13 protein-coding genes are annotated in these 18,709 nt (G+C 43.8%); 11 read left to right on the top strand and 2 right to left on the bottom strand.

Annotated features, from left to right (window positions below):
• Positions 1-36 precede the first annotated feature (36 nt).
• From nuoL to ACFGVS_RS12900, 9 genes are all read left to right on the top strand, one after another.
• Positions 37-2,148 (top strand): NADH-quinone oxidoreductase subunit L, encoded by a 2,112-nt coding sequence (nuoL, locus tag ACFGVS_RS12940; protein ID WP_439698944.1) that lies wholly within the window; start codon positions 37-39, stop codon positions 2,146-2,148.
• 5 nt (positions 2,149-2,153) lie between these two features.
• The gene (locus ACFGVS_RS12935; RefSeq protein ID WP_439698943.1) at positions 2,154-3,758 is read left to right on the top strand and encodes a complex I subunit 4 family protein; all 1,605 of its coding nucleotides are present in this window, start codon (positions 2,154-2,156) and stop codon (positions 3,756-3,758) included.
• Positions 3,759-3,764: 6 nt separating this feature from the next.
• A complete protein-coding gene (locus ACFGVS_RS12930; RefSeq protein WP_439698942.1) occupies positions 3,765-5,780 on the top strand; it encodes a mucoidy inhibitor MuiA family protein in 2,016 nt (671 codons plus the stop codon).
• Between the two features lie 5 nt (positions 5,781-5,785).
• Positions 5,786-7,285 carry an NADH-quinone oxidoreductase subunit N gene (locus ACFGVS_RS12925; RefSeq protein WP_439698941.1) on the top strand — a complete coding sequence of 500 codons (1,500 nt, stop codon included), beginning with the start codon at positions 5,786-5,788 and terminating at the stop codon, positions 7,283-7,285.
• Between the two features lie 102 nt (positions 7,286-7,387).
• Complete coding sequence (locus ACFGVS_RS12920) at positions 7,388-8,695, top strand: ammonium transporter (protein WP_439698940.1); 1,308 nt, start codon at positions 7,388-7,390, stop codon at positions 8,693-8,695.
• A gap of 235 nt (positions 8,696-8,930) precedes the next feature.
• Entirely contained in the window at positions 8,931-9,551 is a 621-nt protein-coding gene (locus ACFGVS_RS12915) for an alpha-ketoglutarate-dependent dioxygenase AlkB family protein (RefSeq protein ID WP_439698939.1), read from the top strand.
• Positions 9,552-9,759: 208 nt separating this feature from the next.
• Positions 9,760-11,739 (top strand): amidohydrolase family protein, encoded by a 1,980-nt coding sequence (locus ACFGVS_RS12910; protein WP_439698938.1) that lies wholly within the window; start codon positions 9,760-9,762, stop codon positions 11,737-11,739.
• Between the two features lie 198 nt (positions 11,740-11,937).
• A complete protein-coding gene (locus ACFGVS_RS12905) occupies positions 11,938-12,303 on the top strand; it encodes a hypothetical protein (RefSeq protein WP_274212065.1) in 366 nt (121 codons plus the stop codon).
• A gap of 146 nt (positions 12,304-12,449) precedes the next feature.
• Complete coding sequence (locus ACFGVS_RS12900; RefSeq protein WP_090651255.1) at positions 12,450-14,357, top strand: amidophosphoribosyltransferase; 1,908 nt, start codon at positions 12,450-12,452, stop codon at positions 14,355-14,357.
• Between the two features lie 434 nt (positions 14,358-14,791).
• Here the strand turns inward: ACFGVS_RS12900 and ACFGVS_RS12895 are convergent, their stop codons facing one another.
• Entirely contained in the window at positions 14,792-15,448 is a 657-nt protein-coding gene (locus ACFGVS_RS12895) for a LysE family translocator (protein ID WP_090651254.1), read from the bottom strand.
• A 168-nt stretch (positions 15,449-15,616) separates the two neighbouring features.
• On the opposite strand from ACFGVS_RS12895, the gene ACFGVS_RS12890 reads away from it, so the two are divergent.
• Together ACFGVS_RS12890 and ACFGVS_RS12885 are read left to right on the top strand one after the other, a co-directional pair.
• The gene (locus tag ACFGVS_RS12890) at positions 15,617-17,272 is read left to right on the top strand and encodes an MFS transporter (RefSeq protein WP_090651253.1); all 1,656 of its coding nucleotides are present in this window, start codon (positions 15,617-15,619) and stop codon (positions 17,270-17,272) included.
• Positions 17,273-17,361: 89 nt separating this feature from the next.
• Positions 17,362-17,817 carry a deoxycytidylate deaminase gene (locus tag ACFGVS_RS12885; protein ID WP_177183861.1) on the top strand — a complete coding sequence of 152 codons (456 nt, stop codon included), beginning with the start codon at positions 17,362-17,364 and terminating at the stop codon, positions 17,815-17,817.
• 45 nt (positions 17,818-17,862) lie between these two features.
• Here the strand turns inward: ACFGVS_RS12885 and cmk are convergent, their stop codons facing one another.
• On the bottom strand, positions 17,863-18,540 hold the full coding sequence (gene cmk, locus ACFGVS_RS12880; RefSeq protein ID WP_439698937.1) for a (d)CMP kinase: 678 nt from the start codon (positions 18,538-18,540) through the stop codon (positions 17,863-17,865).
• Between the last annotated feature and the right edge of the window lie 169 nt (positions 18,541-18,709).

Here is an 18,709-nt window from a genome sequence, read left to right as displayed (position 1 = left end):
AAAACTATTACAATATAAGCCTAAGGCAACGACAGTTTGAACAACACCATATCCCATACCGATCTCACCCTCATCGCCTGCACCCTCGCAGCTGTAGCATCGCCGCTGCTTGCTGCTTTGGTAAACTTTTGCCTGCCGGTAAAAAGCAAGGTTGCGGGTTGGGTATCTGCCGTGGCTATTTTGTTAAGTTGTGTTTTGGCAGCCAAAGTATTTGCCGGGGTATGGAATAATCCGCAGATTCACGTAAACCAGGTTTGGTTTACTATTGGCGATACCAAAGTTTATGCGGGCCTTCTACTCAATAACCTATCGGCATTGATGCTGTTGCTGGTGTCGGTTATCGCGTTGCCGGTGCATATTTACTCTACGGCGTATATGAAGCATGATGACAGGTATAGCCGCTACTTTACCTACCTCAGCTTCTTCTGTTTCAGCATGCTGGCTTTGGTAGTGGTGGATAACCTGGTGCTGTTTTACGCTTTCTGGGAACTGGTGGGCTTTTCATCGTACCTTTTAATCGGTTTTTGGTTTACAAAAGATAAAGCGGTACAGGCCAATAAAAAAGCCTTTATCATGAATAGGATAGGTGATATTGGCTTGCTAAGCGCTATTATTATCCTGTTTACCGTTTATGGCACTTTTGATATTAATGCGTTGTTTGGGCATCAGGGCATGCTCAGTATTTCTGCCATAAGGGATGGGCAATGGGCTATACAGCCCGATTTGCTGCCAACGTCTTACGGGTCGATATGGCTATCCGGTGGGGCCTCGGGGTCACTGCCAGCCATCTGGCAATACATCGCCGTCGCAGGTATCGTTTTAGCAGTCGCTGCTAAATCGGCACAGTTTCCATTGCACACCTGGCTGCCCGATGCTATGGAAGGGCCAACATCGGTATCGGCGTTAATACACGCTGCTACTATGGTTGCGGCAGGTGTGTTCCTGTTAGGCAGGGTATATCCAATGTTTACTCAAACAGAGCTTACCATACTCGCCTGCATTGGTTGCTTTACTGCTTTTATGGCGGCTACCATCGCGCTTACGCAAAATGATTTAAAACGGGTGCTGGCATATTCTACCATATCACAATTAGGCTTTATGGTTTTGGGTATGGGGGTAGGTGCTTACTCATCGTCGCTGTTCCATTTGGCTACGCATGCTTTTTTTAAATGTTTGCTTTTCCTGGTGGCCGGTATCGTGATCCACGAAATGCAGCATGTTAAAGAAGAAAACAACCTTGATATCGATCCGCAGGATATTTCGTTAATGGGTGGCCTGCGAAAAAAATTGCCGCTAACTTTCGTCGTCGCCCTTATTGGCGGTTTGGCGTTGATAGGCTTGCCGCTTACATCGGGCTATCTATCTAAAGATGGTATCCTGATCCAGGCTTTTGAATGGAGCGACGGCAAAGCTGCCTGGTTTAAGATAATCCCGATCATGGCGCTATTAACCAGCTGGCTTACGGCTTTCTATGTGGCCCGGCTGATCTTCAAAGTTTTCTTTGGCGAATTCAGGCTGAGCAAAACCTACCCGAACTTAAAGTTTCATATGGCAGATGGTGGCTGGCAATACAAACTGCCTTTGGTACTTTTGGCAGTTTGTTGCTTTTTTCCGCTGTTCTCGTTTACCCCGTTTTCTTACCAAAAAAGCTGGTTATTTCAAGGAACCAATATTTCGCCGATCAGCAAGTTCGAGAGCATTTATCACCTTACCATCCCGGCGCTGGTAAATATTTTCAGCCTACTGGTCATTTACGCTGCTTATGCCATCTATATAAAGCAAAGCAGTTTTGCATTCCCGCAAACCGGGCTCTTGTACCGCTTATCCTACAACCAATGGTATTTCGATAAAATATATAAGCGTGTATTCGTAAAACCGGTGTTGGGTTTGGGTAAATTCCTGTACTGGTTTGATAAAAATATTATTGATGGATTTATCCACCTGCTTGCCACTATGAGCAGATGTGTTGCAAGCTTTGCCGCCTGGGCGGATAAATATATTGTCGACGGATTTTTGCACCTGATGGCGGCCATTGTCCAAGGTATTGGCAATTTTGCACGTAAATTCCAGGGGGGTAAAGTGCAATATTATTTGTTTAGTATGCTGGCCATTGTACTGCTGCTGTTTATTTTAAAAATACTGATATAAACCTGATGAATATAATAACGCTACTCATATTTATACCTGTACTGTTCGGCATTATTATTATGCTGCTGCCGTCAAGCATGCGCAACAGCTTTAAATATATTACCCTTGGTGCTACGTTAATCCAACTGGGTATCAGCATCTGGATGTACCTGAACTTTAAAACAGGTGCCGGCTTTGGCGGTATTAACCACGAAGAGCAATTTCAGTTTGTGCAAAAACTGCCATGGATAAGCCTTAACCTGGGAAGCCTGGGCAAAATGCAGATTGATTATTTTGTGGGGATAGACGGCATTTCCATCACCTTACTGGTGATGACATCGCTGGTATTGGTGATAGCTACCCTGGCCTGCTGGGAAATCAAGAGCAACCTTAAGGGTTTTTTTCTATTGTTTTTACTGCTGGATATGGCAGTTATCGGTGTGTTTTGCGCGTTGGATTTCTTCCTGTTTTACATGTTTTATGAGCTGATGTTGCTGCCGCTATACTTCCTGATAGGCATGTGGGGCGGTGCAAGGCGCGAGTATGCTTCCATCAAGTTCTTTTTGTACACCCTTTTTGGTTCGGTATTTATGTTATTGGTGATGGTGGGTTTATACCTGTCGGTTACTGATCCGGCCACCGGGAACCATACTTTTAACATGGTGCAAATGATGAACCCGGCCAACTTCAATGCCGGGTCGGTGTTTTCCCTGGCAAGCCACCAAACCATATTAGGCATGCCTGCACGTACCGTGGGTTTTGTGGTATTATTTATCGCCTTTGCTATTAAAGTGCCTGTAGTGCCCTTGCACACGTGGCTGCCCGATGCCCACGTAGAGGCACCTACGCCGGTATCTATTATCCTTGCCGGTATCCTGTTAAAAATTGGCGGCTACGGTATTATCCGCATCTGTATAGGCATCTTCCCCGAAGTAGCTACCGCGCATGCCTTTTGGCTGGGCCTGCTGGGTGTTATCTCCATTTTATACGGCGCGTTCAACGCGCTTGCACAACGCGATCTGAAACGGATGATCGCTTATTCCTCAGTATCGCATATGGGTTTTGTACTGCTGGGCATTGCATCGCAGACTGCCGAGGGCGTAAGCGGAGCCGTAATGCAAATGGTGAGCCACGGCTTTTTATCAACTATGTTATTCTTCCTGGTAGGGGTTATCTATAATAGGGTGCATGACAGGGATATTTACCATTTCCGTGGCCTCGCTACCCTGATGCCAAAATATACGGCCTTTGTCATGATCGCCTTTTTCGCTTCGTTGGGCTTGCCGGGCTTTTCGGCATTTGTGGCCGAGGCGTTTACGTTAGCCGGTGTATTTAAATCGCATACGGAAAATGGTTTGTTGCCCTATTGGATGGCTGTTTGCGGTACCCTGGGCATACTGTTTGGCGCGGCCTACTTTTTATGGACACTGCAGCGCATGTTCTTCGGTAAGGAATCGTTAAAAGGTGGCGCCGTTTGGAAAATAGCGCTGACAGATTTAAACCTGCGCGAGAAACTTACGCTTGCCCCATTGGCCATCATCGCCCTGGCATTAGGTATAATGCCATCATTGGTTTTTGATAAGATCAACGATTCGGTATTAGCTTTTATACAATTTTTACACACCAAATAATTGATAGTGTACCAGCATAAATTCTTTTATGGAAAAATGCATACCGCTGCATCTTTAGTTTACCCAACGCCCTTTGAGGCTAAGGGGGGAAAACTAACAGCAAGTATCCATTTAACCGAAGACGTTATGTTCAAAAAACTATCAACCGCTATTTTTTTATTTATAGCTATTGCCTCCAAAGCCGACGAAGGGCAAAAAATTGCCTCGAAAGTTCAAAAAGTTACCGTGTTTTTAAGCGGGGCACAAGTAAGCCGCACCGCGCAGGTAAACATAAGCGCGGGCACATCTACCCTTGTGTTCAACAACCTATCGGCAGATATGGATGTGCAAAGCCTGCAGGTAAGCGCAGGGGGCAATTTTACTATCCTATCGGTTAAGCACGAACTTGATTTTTTAAACGAAGAACTAAAGCAAAAACAAATTACCGACCTGCAAGCCCAGCAAAAACTCATCAGGGATAAAATATCCCTACAAAACAGCCTGCTCCCTATTTACCAGGAAGAGGCCGATATGCTATCAAAAAACCAGGTTGGCAGCGGAAAAAAAAATGGGCTCGACATTATAAAACTCAAACAGGCGCTTGATTTTCAAACAGCCCGCCTAACCGAGATCAAACAAAAACAACAAGCTGTGGCCGACCAGGTTGCACTGCTAAACCTCGAGCTTCAAAAATATGATAAGCAAATTGTCGATATTGTTAAAGGCCGCCGCAGCACTACCAGTAATGTGTTGGTTACGGTATCGTCTAAAACCGATCTGCAGTCTGCATTTACCATCAACTATGTGGTGCATACCGCCAGCTGGTACCCGGTTTATGATATCAGGGCCAAAAATGTAAACAGCCCTATCAGCATAACTTATAAAGCCAATGTATCGCAGCAAAGCGGCGAGGAATGGAAGAACATAAAAATCACCCTGTCAACAGGCAACCCAACCGTAAGCGGCAGTAAGCCCGAGCTTACCCCGGATTATTTAAATTTTGGCATGTATTATTCAGGAGCTGCCAGCAGCATCACCAAAGTTACGGGTAAGGTTGTTGCACAGGAGGACGGGCAGCCCTTGCCCGGCGTATCTATCAGGATAAAAGGTTCTTCCATAGGCACTGTAAGCGATAAGGATGGTAATTACGATATCCAGGTGCCCGGAGGTAACCCAACCATAACTTATAGCTACATTGGTTATGAAACGATGGAGCGGCAGGCTAATGCTGTAGTAATAAGTGTAGCGCTTAAGCCATCAGCTCGGGCTTTAAATGAGGTTGTTGTGGTGGGTTACAGCAGTACATCAGACGCTCTTGAGGGTCGGGTTTCCGGAGCGAGTGTTACACCCGGATCAAGTGATAAAATAAAGATTAGGGGAATCTCAAGTTTAGGCTACTCCACCACACCGATAGAAGTTAAAAAAATCGAAAACCAAACTAACGTAGAGTTTGCCATTGCCAACCCCTACACCGTGCCAACTGATGGCAAGCAGTATATGGTAGAGATTGGTCAGTTTGACCTGGACGCCAGTTACCAGTACTACGTTGCGCCCAAAATAAGCACAGATGTGTTTTTAACCGCCCAGCTTACCAACTGGAACAAATACAATTTCCTATCCGGCGAAGCCAGTTTGTTTTTTGAAGGAACTTTCATCGGTAAATCACTAATCAATACCCAGGCCACTACAGATGCATTAAACCTTTCCTTAGGGAACGATAAGAATATTGTAGTTACCCGCACCCTGCAAAAGGAACTGGCCGGCAGGCAGGTATTTGGATCTAACAAAAAAGAGACCCGCAACTGGCTCATTGAAGCTAAAAACCGCAAAATCCAGCCGGTTAGTTTATTGGTAGAAGACCAGGTGCCCGTTTCGCAGAATACCGATATACAGGTAGATGTGCAGGAAACATCGGGTGCAAAATTGGATGCCCACACGGGCAAACTTTCATGGAATTTCGTGTTAAATTCGCAGGATGATAAAAAGGTGCTGTTAAAGTATCAGGTTAAATATCCCAAGGATCAATCAGTAATAGTTCAATAATATAAATGCATCAATTGCTCACCAACATATCCGAACAGCTAACCCAGGTAATTGCCAGCCTGTACTATTTTATGCCCGAAGCATACCTGGGCTTGCTATTTGTGTTTGTGATGATAACCGATTTGCTGTTTGGTAAAACATCTGCCGGTTATTGCCGCATGGTAGCCGTCACAGGCGTACTGTTGGTTGTATTTGCCGATTTAAAGCAATTTGGGCTGATATTGGATGGCCCGCACCTGCTGTTTAGCCAAATGCTGCTCCTAAGCCGGAGCGGCCTGTGGTTTAAAGTAATCATCGATTTGCTTGCCTTTATCCTGCTGTTGTATTTTACGTGGGACGAGAAACTGAAAAGCCACCAAAAAGGCTTATCAGATTTATATACCATCACCATAGCTTCCATATTCGGCCTGCATTTAATGGTGATGGCTGTAAACCTGCTGTCTATTTACCTGGCTATCGAGATGGTTTCCATTGCATCATACCTGATGGTCGCCTACCGGAGCGAGAACGCCTTTAGTACCGAGGCGGGCTTAAAGTATGTACTGTTTGGGGCAGCATCATCGGCCATTATGCTTTATGGTATGTCGTTGTTATATGCGTTTAGTGGTTCGCTGGATATTTTGCAGCATAATACCGTTATGGAGCTTTTAAAGGTTAATCACCTCAGCTCGGCCTTCGCCATAGTGCTGGTGCTGGTTGGCATAGGGTTTAAACTGTCATTTGTTCCTGTTCATTTTTGGGTGCCCGATGTATACCAGGGCGCGCCAACGCCGGTTACGGCATACCTGTCAACTTTACCCAAAATTGCCGCGTTTGCTTTATTGGTTAACCTTTTACCGCCTTTTGTGCTATTGGGCGCAAATACTGGTTTCGATTTGGTTATCGTACTATCGGTAGCCGGTATTATCAGCATGATAGCGGGCAACTTTGCCGCGGTATTGCAAAGTAATATTAAACGGATGCTGGCTTACTCCAGCATTGGCCATACCGGTTTCGCGCTGATGGCAGTGGTGGTGCTTAACCAGCAAGGAATATCGGCTTTAACTTATTACCTGTTAGTTTATGCATTGGCCAATATTGGCGCCTTGGTGCTGGCAACTTATTTTACTAATGTAATTGGTGCCGAAAACCTTGACGACTATAAAGGCCTTGGTTTAAAGTACCCTGTTGCAGCGGTATGTTTTACCATAATACTGATATCGCTTACGGGCTTGCCGGTGAGCGCGGGCTTTACGGGTAAGGTGTTTGTGTTTTCGGCAGTGTATGGGCTTTACCAGCAAAATCACAGCATCTGGCTGATGCTGCTGATGGCTACCGGGGCTTTAACAACCGTGGTAAGCTTGTTTTACTATATTAAAATTCCGCTTAATTTATTCCTGAAAAGGTCAGAAAATCAGGATATTGAATATAAAAAATCCTATAACCTGCTCATTTTGGTTGTAATTATAGGCTTTATATTGATTTTGCTGGGAGTTTTTCCGGATTTCGTTTTAAAATACCTGTAAACTTAATTTTTTATTATCTATTTAATATAAAATTAACATAATCTTCTTTTTATAGGCGGAAAAATATTAATTTAGGCTGTTTTTTAACAAGTCTTAAATTAAATGAAGCGGTATATTCCTTTTCTAATTATACTTATAATTCTTACGCTTACTTTTCTATTTCCATCAGTCGAGTTTAAAAACTCCGGAAACCCCAATTTTAATACCGGGGATATAGCCTGGATGTTGATGTCGACAGCGCTTGTTTTGATCATGACACCGGGGCTTGCTTTCTTTTACGGCGGTATGGTCAACAAAAAAAACGTGATCTCGACCATGCTGCAAAGCATTGTTTGTATGGTTATCATCACGGTACTTTGGGGCATTTTTGGTTTTAGCCTGGCCTTTGGCGAGAGTTTTCATGGGCTGATTGGCAACCCTGCTACTTATTTTATGATGAAGGGGATGCTGGGCAACGCCACCTGGAAAGCCGCGCCAACCATACCTTTGTTATTGTTTGCTATGTACCAGTTAAAATTCGCCATTATTACCCCGGCGCTAATTACCGGTGCCTTTGCCGAGCGGATCCGTTTTAACTCGTACATTATTTTTTTGGTATTGTTCTCCATCTTAATATTCTCGCCGCTGGCGCATTGCACCTGGCATCCCGATGGAATACTGGCCAAACTGGGCGTGCTTGACTTTGCTGGCGGTACGGTAGTCCACATGTCGGCCGGGTGGGCTGCGCTGGCCTCTGCGTTATATTTAAAACGCCGTAACGAGGCTAACCATTCGCCTGCCCGTATTACTTATGTAATGATAGGCACCGGGCTTTTATGGTTTGGCTGGTTTGGTTTTAATGCCGGTTCGGCCTTTGGGGCAAATGCTTTGGCAGTTACGGCTTTGGCTACCAGCACAACAGCTTCGGCTGCCGGTGGTATTACCTGGATATTTTTTGATATGCTGCTTGGCCGCAAGCCATCGGCTATGGGCACCTGTATCGGCGCGGTAGTAGGCCTTGTTGCCATTACACCGGCTGCAGGTTATGTAACAGTTCCGCATTCGCTGGCTATCGGTATTATATCGGCAGTGGTAAGCAACCTGGTTGTGGAGTGGCGTACACGCACTACCATTGATGATACACTTGATGTATTCCCTTGCCATGGGGTAGGTGGTATGGTGGGTATGCTGCTAACCGGTGTTTTTGCCAATCAGCACGTAAATGCTGCAAATACTACCGGCAACGGCCTTTTCTTTGGCGAAACGCACTTGTTTTTGGTGCAGCTTTTAGCACTGGTGGGCGTATCTGTCTTCGCGTTTTTCGGATCGTTGTTATTACTTAAAATAACAGATATGATCTCGCCTCTCCGGGTATCTGCCGAAGATGAAGTGGTGGGGCTGGATATCAGCCAGCACGGCGAAAAACTTTAATTACGACTTTCAAACCAAATCTATAAACCCGAAAGTCCGGCTGAGAAGCCGGATTTTTTTTATTTAGTGGCGGCGAGGGAGTCAAGAGTCAAGACACAGGGGGCGATGATTGCCGCGTAGTCATAAAAATATTATGTTATTAAACGTATTGACAATACACTTGTCTATAAAGTGGTGTTAATACGTGTTTTTGTCTTAACTCTTGATTCTTAGCACTTGACTCAATTTTAAAAATATGTTTTCAGATAATCAATTAGGAATGTTTACAGCGGCTCATCAAAATATGCTACCTTTTGATGGTGAGGTTTATCTGTATCCCAATTTTTATGAAGAGGAGGGTAGTCTCGATATCTTTGAACAGCTAAAACACAGCATCCTTTGGAAGCAGGACAGGATGAAGATCTATGGTAAAATGGTCAACTTCCCGCGGCTTACTTCCTGGTATGCCGATGGCGACCAGGAATACACCTACTCCGGCGTAGTAAATACACCCATTCCATTTACGCCATTGTTAAGGCAGATAAAGGAGGCTGCTGAGCAACAATGCGGTAAACAATTTAACTCGGCCCTGCTTAACTACTACCGCCATGGCGACGACAGCATGGGCTGGCATAGCGATGACGAGAAAGAATTGAGCGGCAACCCTGTTATAGCTTCGGCATCGTTTGGTGCTACCCGTACTTTTCAATTTAAACACAAGCAAGAAAAGAACGCTAAAGTTTCTATCGCCCTTAATAATGGCTGCTTGCTTATAATGCAGGGAGCTACGCAGCATAACTGGCTGCACCAGGTACCCAAAACTGCCAAACAGCCAGGGCCAAGGATTAACATAACTTTCAGGGATATTAAGTATTAGATGTGCAGATTACTGATGTTGTCTGAATCAGAATTTACAGAATTTTAAAATTAGCACGATGCAGCGTTATTTTGAAAATTCTAAAATTCGGTAAATTCTGATTCAGAAATAAATGACAGACGGGGCATCTGCACATCTGTATTGCTTTTCAATCATTGCAACATCAGGGATTAAGTAATAACTTAGTTTATCTGAATCCACCTGCCATATGAAAAAAAATATTGTGTTTGTCCCGCTTTTAGCGCTGGCTTTTAATGTAAAGGCTCAAACTGTTTTACCAACTGATAGCGGGACTTTCTTCCTGCATAAATTTGCGCAGCATATTGGTAAAGAAACTTATTGGGTAACTAAATATAAGGACTCCATTAAGTATGCCGTCGATTTTAAGTTTGTCGACCGGGGTTCCCCTGTGCCGTTGAAAGCCAGTTTAAAGTTAACTGCTAAAGGTAACCCGCTCGAACTGGTTGTAAAAGGAAAAACATCCAGGTTTTCGACAATTAACGATTCGGTAAGGGTTTTAAATGACGGTGTTGTATTTAAGGTTGATGAAAAACTTACCAGCTATAAAACGCATCAGCGCCTTAGCTTTCCTGTGGCAGGTTACTCACCTACATTGGTACAACAAGCAATGCTGCAATACTGGAAAAAGAATAAGCAGCCAGAAACTATGAAAACCCTGCCCTTTGGCTCGGTACAAATAAAGAAAGACGGTACAGATCAATTGACTTTTAACGGTAAACAATTGCTGCTTGAGAGATATACCGTAAGCGGCCTGGTTTGGGGCAACGAACTGATTTGGGCGGATGCCGGCGGTAAACTCATTTGCCTCATCACCAATGATGCCGAAGGCGACAAACTGGAGTCGGTGCGTAAAGAATATGAGAGCCTGTTGCCCGAACTGATTAGCAAAGCGGCGGTTTACGGTATGCAGATCTTCGCTAAGGCAGCAGCGCCTACGGGGGTGGTTAATAAGGTGATTGCCATTACCGGGGGGAACCTGGTTGATGTAAATACCGGCACCAGTATGCCCAACGCAGTAGTATTGATAGAAGATGGCCTGATAAAAATGACAGGTAAAGCGGGCAGTGTTAAAATACCTGCCGGTGCCAAAGTAATAAACGCCAACGGTAAAAGTATTTTACCCGGCTTATGGGATATGCACTCGCATTTTGAACAGGCAGAGTGGGGACCGGCCTACCTGGCAGCCGGGGTAACAACAGTTAGGGACTGCGGCAACGAATTTGAATATATTAATGCTATAAAAAGTGCCATAGATGGCGGCAAAGGTGTTGGGCCAAATATCCTGAAAGCAGGTATTATTGACGGCAAAGGGCCAATGTCGCTGGGTATTATACAGGCAGATACAAAGGAAGAAGCCATAAAAGCGGTTGACCGTTATAAAGAAAATGGATTTGCGCAGATAAAAATTTACAGCTCGGTAAAACCTTCAATAGTAAAGGCTATTTGCGATGAAGCCCATAAAGTGGGCTTAACAGTAACCGGCCACATCCCTAACGGAATGACCTTGCAGCAGGGGGTAGACTCGGGCATGAACATGGTAAACCACGAGCAATATGTTTACGCCATTTTAAAGAGAAATAAAGACAGATCTGTAGATTTTGATGATTCGGTAAGCGTGGCGGCAATCAAATTTATTAAAGACCATCATGTGGTGATAGACCCCACTTTGGGTGTCTTTGAACTTGCCTTTCGAAATGTAAAAGATAGCATCACAAACCTGGAGCCGGCATACAACACATTACCGCCGCCATTGCAAACGCTGTTTAAAAACATGGGGATGGAGCCGGCCAATGCGACAAAATTTCGGCCTGTGATGCAAGGCATGGTTACATCTGTAAAAAAACTGTATGATGCAGGCATTATTATCGTAGCTGGTACCGATATGGGTTTCCCTGGTTTTAGCCTGGACAGGGAACTGGAACTATACGTATTGGCGGGTTTAACGCCCGCCCAGGCCATTAAAACAGCTACCATTACACCTGCCCAGGCCATGGGCATTGATAAACAAGCCGGCTCAATTGAAGCGGGTAAGCAGGCGGATATTATACTGGTAGATGGCGATCCTTTAAAAAATATCAGCGATATCCGCAAAGTATCGGTTGTGATTAAAGCTGGCAGGGTTTATGACCCGGTGGCTTTACATAGGATGGTAGGTTTTTCGAGGTAGATGATAGATGTGCAGATTACAGATTTTAGATGTGCGGATGTTGTCTGAATCAGAATTTTTCACATTTAATTTTTTTTTAAGGAGTTCAAGAGGGCTACGCCGTTTACAGAATTAAAAAATTAACAGAATGCCGCGTTATTTTGAAAATTCTAAAATTCTGTAAATTCTGATTCAGACAAAATTCCCTAAATTTACCTTGTGCAAAAAGAAGAACTCGCAACATTATGGCGTCCGGTGGGGCCAAGGGAATTAAAGCTGATAGAAGAATCAGGATTTAAGAGGTTTCCGAAGCGATTGGCCCAGCAGCCTATTTTTTACCCGGTGATGAATGAAGCTTATGCTATTCAGATAGCAAGGGATTGGAATGTACCCGCATCCGGTTCGGGTTTTGTAACTAAGTTTAGTTTACCTGCCGTATTCCTGGCAAAATATAATGTTGAAAATGTTGGAGGCCCAATCCATAACGAATTATGGGTGCCGGCCGAAGAGCTGGAAGAATTTAACGATCATATTGTAGGGTTGATTGAGGTTACGCAATCATTTTACCCTGCTGAAAAAGAGTGATTCTGACGAATAATCAGCCAAAAACACCTGCACATCTGTAATCTAAAATCTGCACATCTAAAAAGATGTTTAAACTACTATTTAATGACAAATGATTTTATAAAGAGTCCATTATAAATGATACCTTTGCAGCCTCATTCCGAATCATGAGCGATCAGATTAAACATGAATGCGGTGTGGCATTTATCCGCTTATTAAAGCCACTATCTTTTTATCAGAAAAAGTACGGAACTGCGCTGTACGGACTGAACAAGCTTTACCTTTTAATGGAGAAACAACATAACCGCGGCCAGGATGGCGCAGGTGTTGCTACCATTAAATTAGATATTGCCCCGGGCAAGCGGTACATCAGTCGTCACCGGTCAATGGCTTCAAACGCCGTTGCTGATATTTTTGAATACATCCAGAAGAAATTCGCGGAGATTCAGAAAGAAACCCCCGAAAAAATGTTGGATGCCGAATGGCTCAAAGAACATGTAAGCTTTACCGGCGAGGTTTTATTAGGGCACCTGCGTTATGGTACCCATGGTAAAAACTCTATCGAAAGCTGCCATCCGTTCCTGCGCCAAAACAACTGGCAAACCAGGAACCTGGTTATTGCAGGCAACTTTAACATGACCAATGTTGATGAGCTTTTGCAGCAACTTTACGACCTGGGCCAGCACCCGAAAGAGCAAGCCGATACCATTACAGTGCTCGAAAAAATGGGCCACTTTATTGATACCGAAAACCAGGGCTTGTTTGACCAGTACAAACGCGAAGGATTAGACGATAACGTGGAGATTAGCAAACTGATTGCTAATGACATGGACGTTGCCAAAATTTTAACAAAATCGGCCAAAAACTGGGATGGTGGTTATACCATAGCCGGTATACTGGGCCATGGCGATGCCTTTGTAATGCGCGACCCGGTTGGCATTCGCCCGGCATTTTATTACTACAACGATGAAATTGTTGTAGCAGCATCAGAACGCCCTGCTATCCAAACCGCATTTAACGTGCCTATGGAGGAGATCAGGGAGATTAAACCTGGCCACGCGCTTATTGTTAAAAAGAACGGGAAGATAACCGAGACTATGTTTAGTGAGCCTAAAGAGAAGAAATCCTGCTCGTTTGAGCGTATTTACTTTTCGCGTGGCAGCGATGCATCTATCTACCGTGAGCGTAAACAATTAGGCAGGCTGCTTTGCCCGCAAATATTGGACGCTGTTAACAATGATATCAAAAATACCGTGTTCTCCTACATCCCCAATACTGCCGAAGTTGCCTTTTATGGCATGGTTGAGGGCGTGCACAAATACGTAAAAAAATACCAGCGCGACAAGCTACTGAGCCGCGAGGATAAAATTAGCGACGAAGAGCTTACCGAAATACTGGCAATGGCCCCAAGGGTTGAAAAAATTGCTATTAAAGATGTTAAGCTGCGCACCTTTATTACCCAAGATGCCGACCGCAGCGAAATGGTTGCCCACGTTTATGACACCACTTATGGTTTAATAAAACGTAACACCGATACCCTTGTTGTTCTGGACGACTCGATTGTTCGCGGTACTACACTTAAACAAAGTATCCTGAAGATATTGGACAGGCTTGGCCCAACCAAGGTTGTAGTGGTATCATCGGCGCCGCAAATCCGTTACCCGGATTGTTATGGTATAGATATGTCGCGCATGGGTGAGTTTGTTGCTTTTGAAGCAGCCATCAGCTTGTTAAAGGAAATGGACAGGGAAGATGTTATCCTTGACGTTTACCAGAAATGTAAAGACAGCATTAAGTTGCCGAAAGAAAAAGTACAGAACCACGTAAAGGCGATATACGAGCTATTTACCGATCAGCAGGTATCTGACCGTATAGCGCAGATCATTACTCCTAAAGAAATAAAATGCGAAGTGAAAGTTATCTATCAAACTTTAGATAACCTGCATATTGCCTGCCCCGACCATACCGGCGACTGGTACTTCAGCGGCGATTATCCAACCCCAGGCGGCAATAAAGTTGTTAACCGCGCCTTTGTTAACTGGATGGAAGGTAAAAACCAAAGGGCTTATATGTAAGAGCAGCCCCCCGACCCCCTGAAGGGGGAGGAAAAATATAATAGAGGCGATAAGTTTATACTTGTCGCCTTTTTTTGTGTTTTTTTGAAGGTTTTTGTGCTTTTTTGTATCAAAAGTGAAACGCGGTTATCCTGAATTGTAGAATTTCGCGGAATTATGGTAGGGGGAATGAGAAACCGGCGAAAGACTTGCGAAGTTTTTAAAACTTGGCAAGTCTGGGGTTTTACTGTGACATTTTTTTCAGAACCCGGAAAATTTGGATATTGGCTAAAGTGCTGAAAATGAGAGTTTATAGTGTTCCGCTCCCGCTTTTGCTAAAGCCGTAAGTCATTGATTATCAGCGATAAATTGTTCCGGGGCGTTCCGGGTGTACCAGGCGTTCCAACGGAACGCTTCGCAATTCAAAAACTCCCCCTTCAGGGGGCTGGGGGGCTTCACGACCCTGGCGGTGCCGCGAAAACAAAGTGGGTAACCAACTTATCAATCAATACCAGCGAGGCTATTATAAGCGCTATGCCGGCCACTTCGTTAAGGCGGTGGATGAGTTTAACCGATATTTTATCGCGCAGCTTATCGGCGTAAAAGGCTTTAGTGGTATCCATGCCAAACTGCACAATAAGGATAGTTAAAAACATAACGGCTATGTGGAATGAGCGGTGGGGGGTGCCAACCAGGAAAGTAGTACTGGCAGCGCCGATAACAACTGTCCAGTGGAATAATAGGGTGGGGTTAAAGATGCACATCAAAAAGCCCTTTAAAAAGTAGCCTGCGCGGTTGATGCCGGTTGGTACTTTATTGTCGTAGTTTACTTCGGCCTTTTTAAACAAATAGTATAAACCAAGGGTAAACAATATTACGGCGCCAACAACGCCTGCAATCAGTTTAGTATGATCAGATACATCTATATATTGCGAACCGAAAAGTAAGGCGCCAACAAATACTACATCGCTGGTAACAACACCGAGGGCAAGGGCTACACCCGCATGAAAACCTTTTTCGATGCTGGTTTTAATAAGAGCAAAAAAGACCGGGCCAGTAATAACCGTCAACACCAATCCAAACCCAATTCCCGAAATAATGGCTTTTATCATTAAGTTAGGCTTTGTTCATTTTTGAACAATGCGAATATGCAATTTTATCTCATAAACAACGAAACTTAAAATTGTGATTTATTTTAATTTAAAATAGTATGACCAGTTTTACAAAAAATCAATTATGTTTAACGATTCAAAATCTATTCTGTATAACCTAATTTAAAAATGGAACAAAACAATGCTAAAAGTTACAGTTCGGCTCTTTATACGCTTATAACTGTATTTTTCTTTTGGGGCTTTTTAGCTGCCTCCAACGGTGTATTCATACCTTTTTGTAAAGAACACTTTCATTTAACCCAATTTGAATCGCAGTTGATTGATTTTACATTTTATGGTGGTTACTTCATAGGTTCGTTGATCCTGTACTTTGCTTCATCTTTCAGCAAAGTTGATATCATGAATAAAATGGGGTATAAAAATGGTATCATATTAGGCCTGGTAATTTCTGCGATTGGCGCAATCGGCATGATTCCGGCTATTGCATCGGGATCATTTGGTTTAATATTAACGGTGTTTTTTATTATAGCGGTTGGTTTTTCGTTACAGCAAACTGCTGCCAATCCTTTTGTAGTTGCTTTGGGGCCGCCCGAAACAGGTTCAAACCGGTTAAATTTTGCAGGTAGTATTAATAACATTGGTGGTTTATTAGGCCCCGTAGTAGTGGGTATTATTTTATTTGGCTCGGCAGCGGCCAAAATAGAGGCAAAGAATGTACAAATTTCTTCTGTGAACAACCTTTACTACATGCTTGCCGGTTTATTTATTGCTGTAGCTATCTTCTTTTGGTTTTCAAATTTGCCAAAGGTTACCAGCGATGAAAAAATTGAGGCAAGCCCCAAGGCAAATACACCGCTTTTAATTATGTTTTTGGCATTCTGTTTAATTTTAGCCGCCGATCCGTTGAGTGCCTATCTTAATAAGCTGCTATCTTCAGATTATATAAAAAGCCAGTATTTTGTGTATGCTTCATTGGCTATTATTGTATTGACGTTGGTGGGGACTATTTTTGCCGCTAAACAAAGTAAAGAGGGCTGGGGCGCTATGCAGTATCCGCAATTGATTTTGGGTATGCTGGCTATATTTACTTATGTAGGTACCGAGGTTACTATTCAAAGCAATATGGGATCGTTATTAAAAACGCCTGAGTTTGGATCGTTCAAAGAATCGGACATTGCGCCTTATATTTCATTGTACTGGGGTAGCTTAATGATCGGCCGTTTCGCCGGCGCGATAGGCGCGTTTAACCTTTCTAAAACGGTTAAATATGTGTTAACAGTTCTTATTCCTTTTATAGCATTTGGTATAGTACTATTAGTAAATGCCGCCACTGGTGTAAATGTGAGCAACCTGTATGGTTATGCGGCTTGTGTAGCCATCTTGATTGTTGCCTTCTTTATCGGTCAGCAAAAACCTACACGTACTCTGTCTGTATTAGGTTTATTAGGCGTTGCATTTATGCTGGTTGGGTTATTTACAACGGGTAAAGTTGCAACATTCTCTTTCATCAGCGGTGGGTTGTGCTGCTCTATCATGTGGCCTTCCATATTCTCTTTAGCTATTACCGGCTTAGGAAAATACACCAGTCAGGGATCTGCATTCCTGATCATGATGATTTTAGGTGGCTCTATTATCCCTCCGCTACAAGGCAAAGTAGCTGATGGCGCAGGTAACGTTATACCGGGCATGAGCGGTATTCACTTCTCCTATATTGTTCCTGTGTTGGGCTTTGCTTACCTTGCTTATTTTGCCTGGAAAGTGAGCCGCGAACTGCGTAGCCAGGGTATCGACCTTGACCATGTTGAGGTTGCAGCAGGCCACTAATTTTTAAAACCGTCATAAACCATTGGGTCATTAAGTCATTTTCAGATGATTTAATGACCCAATGGCATTAATGACCTAATGACTTAACTATGAAACCAAGTTTCGATTCGATATTCATGAACCTGGCAACCGATCTGGCTAAGCGTTCACACTGCGTTAAAGCCCACGTGGGCGCTGTTTTAACCCGAGACACGCGTATTATATCCATAGGCTACAATGGGCCGCCTGCGGGCACGCATAACTGCGACGAGGAATGGCCGGAACAAGGCTGCGCACGCGATTCAAAAGGAAGTTGCTCCTTAGCGTTGCATGCCGAAGAAAATGCGATTTTATATGCCGTTAAAAGCGGCGCAAAGCTGGAAGGGGCAACGTTGTATACCACACTATCGCCATGTATTGCTTGTGCGCGACTTATTTATTCGGCAGGTATAACTAAAGTTTATTTTGATAAATCGTATGCCGAATATAAAGGCATTGGCAGCGACGAAGGCGTTGATTTTTTAAACCGTTTTGGGGTACCAACGGTGAGGTTTACAGAAGATTAGCATTGCCCGGCCAATTTTTGTTCCGGACAATGCTAATGTCAATATTTAATCGGCCAGGAAAGGCTCAATATGGCTCAGGGCAAACAGTAGTTGTTCGTCTGGGCTCAGGTCTGTATTATCCAAAATAATAGCATCTTCGGCACGTGTCAGCGGGCTTTCTTTGCGGGTGGTGTCCTGGTAATCGCGGTGGGCCAGGTTATCAAAAATTTCTTCTAAGGTTATTTCGGGGTTGGTAGGCAACAGTTCTTTATACCGGCGCTCGGCGCGAATCTTTGGGTCGGCAGTCATAAACAGCTTTACCTGCGCATTCGGGAACACAACGGTGCCAATATCGCGGCCATCCATAATGATGTTTTTTGATTTGCCCATGCGCTGCTGTTGTTTTACCATAGCAACGCGCACTTCATGTATTGCCGCTATGGTGCTTACCTTTTCGGCCACATGCATCTGGCGTATCTCGTCAGATACTTCTTCATCGTTAAGGGTGATATGTGTTTTGTAATCCCTTGAATGAAAGTTAAGATGGATGTTGTTCAGCGCTTCGGCAATCTGTTCATGATTGGTCAGGTCGATGTTATTACGCAGAAAATACAAAGCCACGGCACGGTACATTGCACCACTATCTACATAAATAAAATGAAGTTTTTTTGCTAAAGCCTTTGCTAAAGTGCTTTTACCACATGATGAATAACCATCAATTGCTACTACGATATTGTTGTTCATAAGAGCTGCTAAAATAACGATTTTTGTTGATTGTTGGTTATTGAATGGTTGATTAAGTGAGTAGTTGATCAACTTGGTTAGTGGGTTAAGTTAAAAACATCTGCACATCTGTAATCTGCACACCTGCACATCAATTTACCTAATCAACCTAAAAAAGCTACATTTGAAA

Source organism: Mucilaginibacter sediminis (genome assembly GCF_051903035.1).
GTDB lineage: Bacteria > Bacteroidota > Bacteroidia > Sphingobacteriales > Sphingobacteriaceae > Mucilaginibacter.
This window is presented reverse-complemented; position numbering and strand designations above follow the sequence as displayed.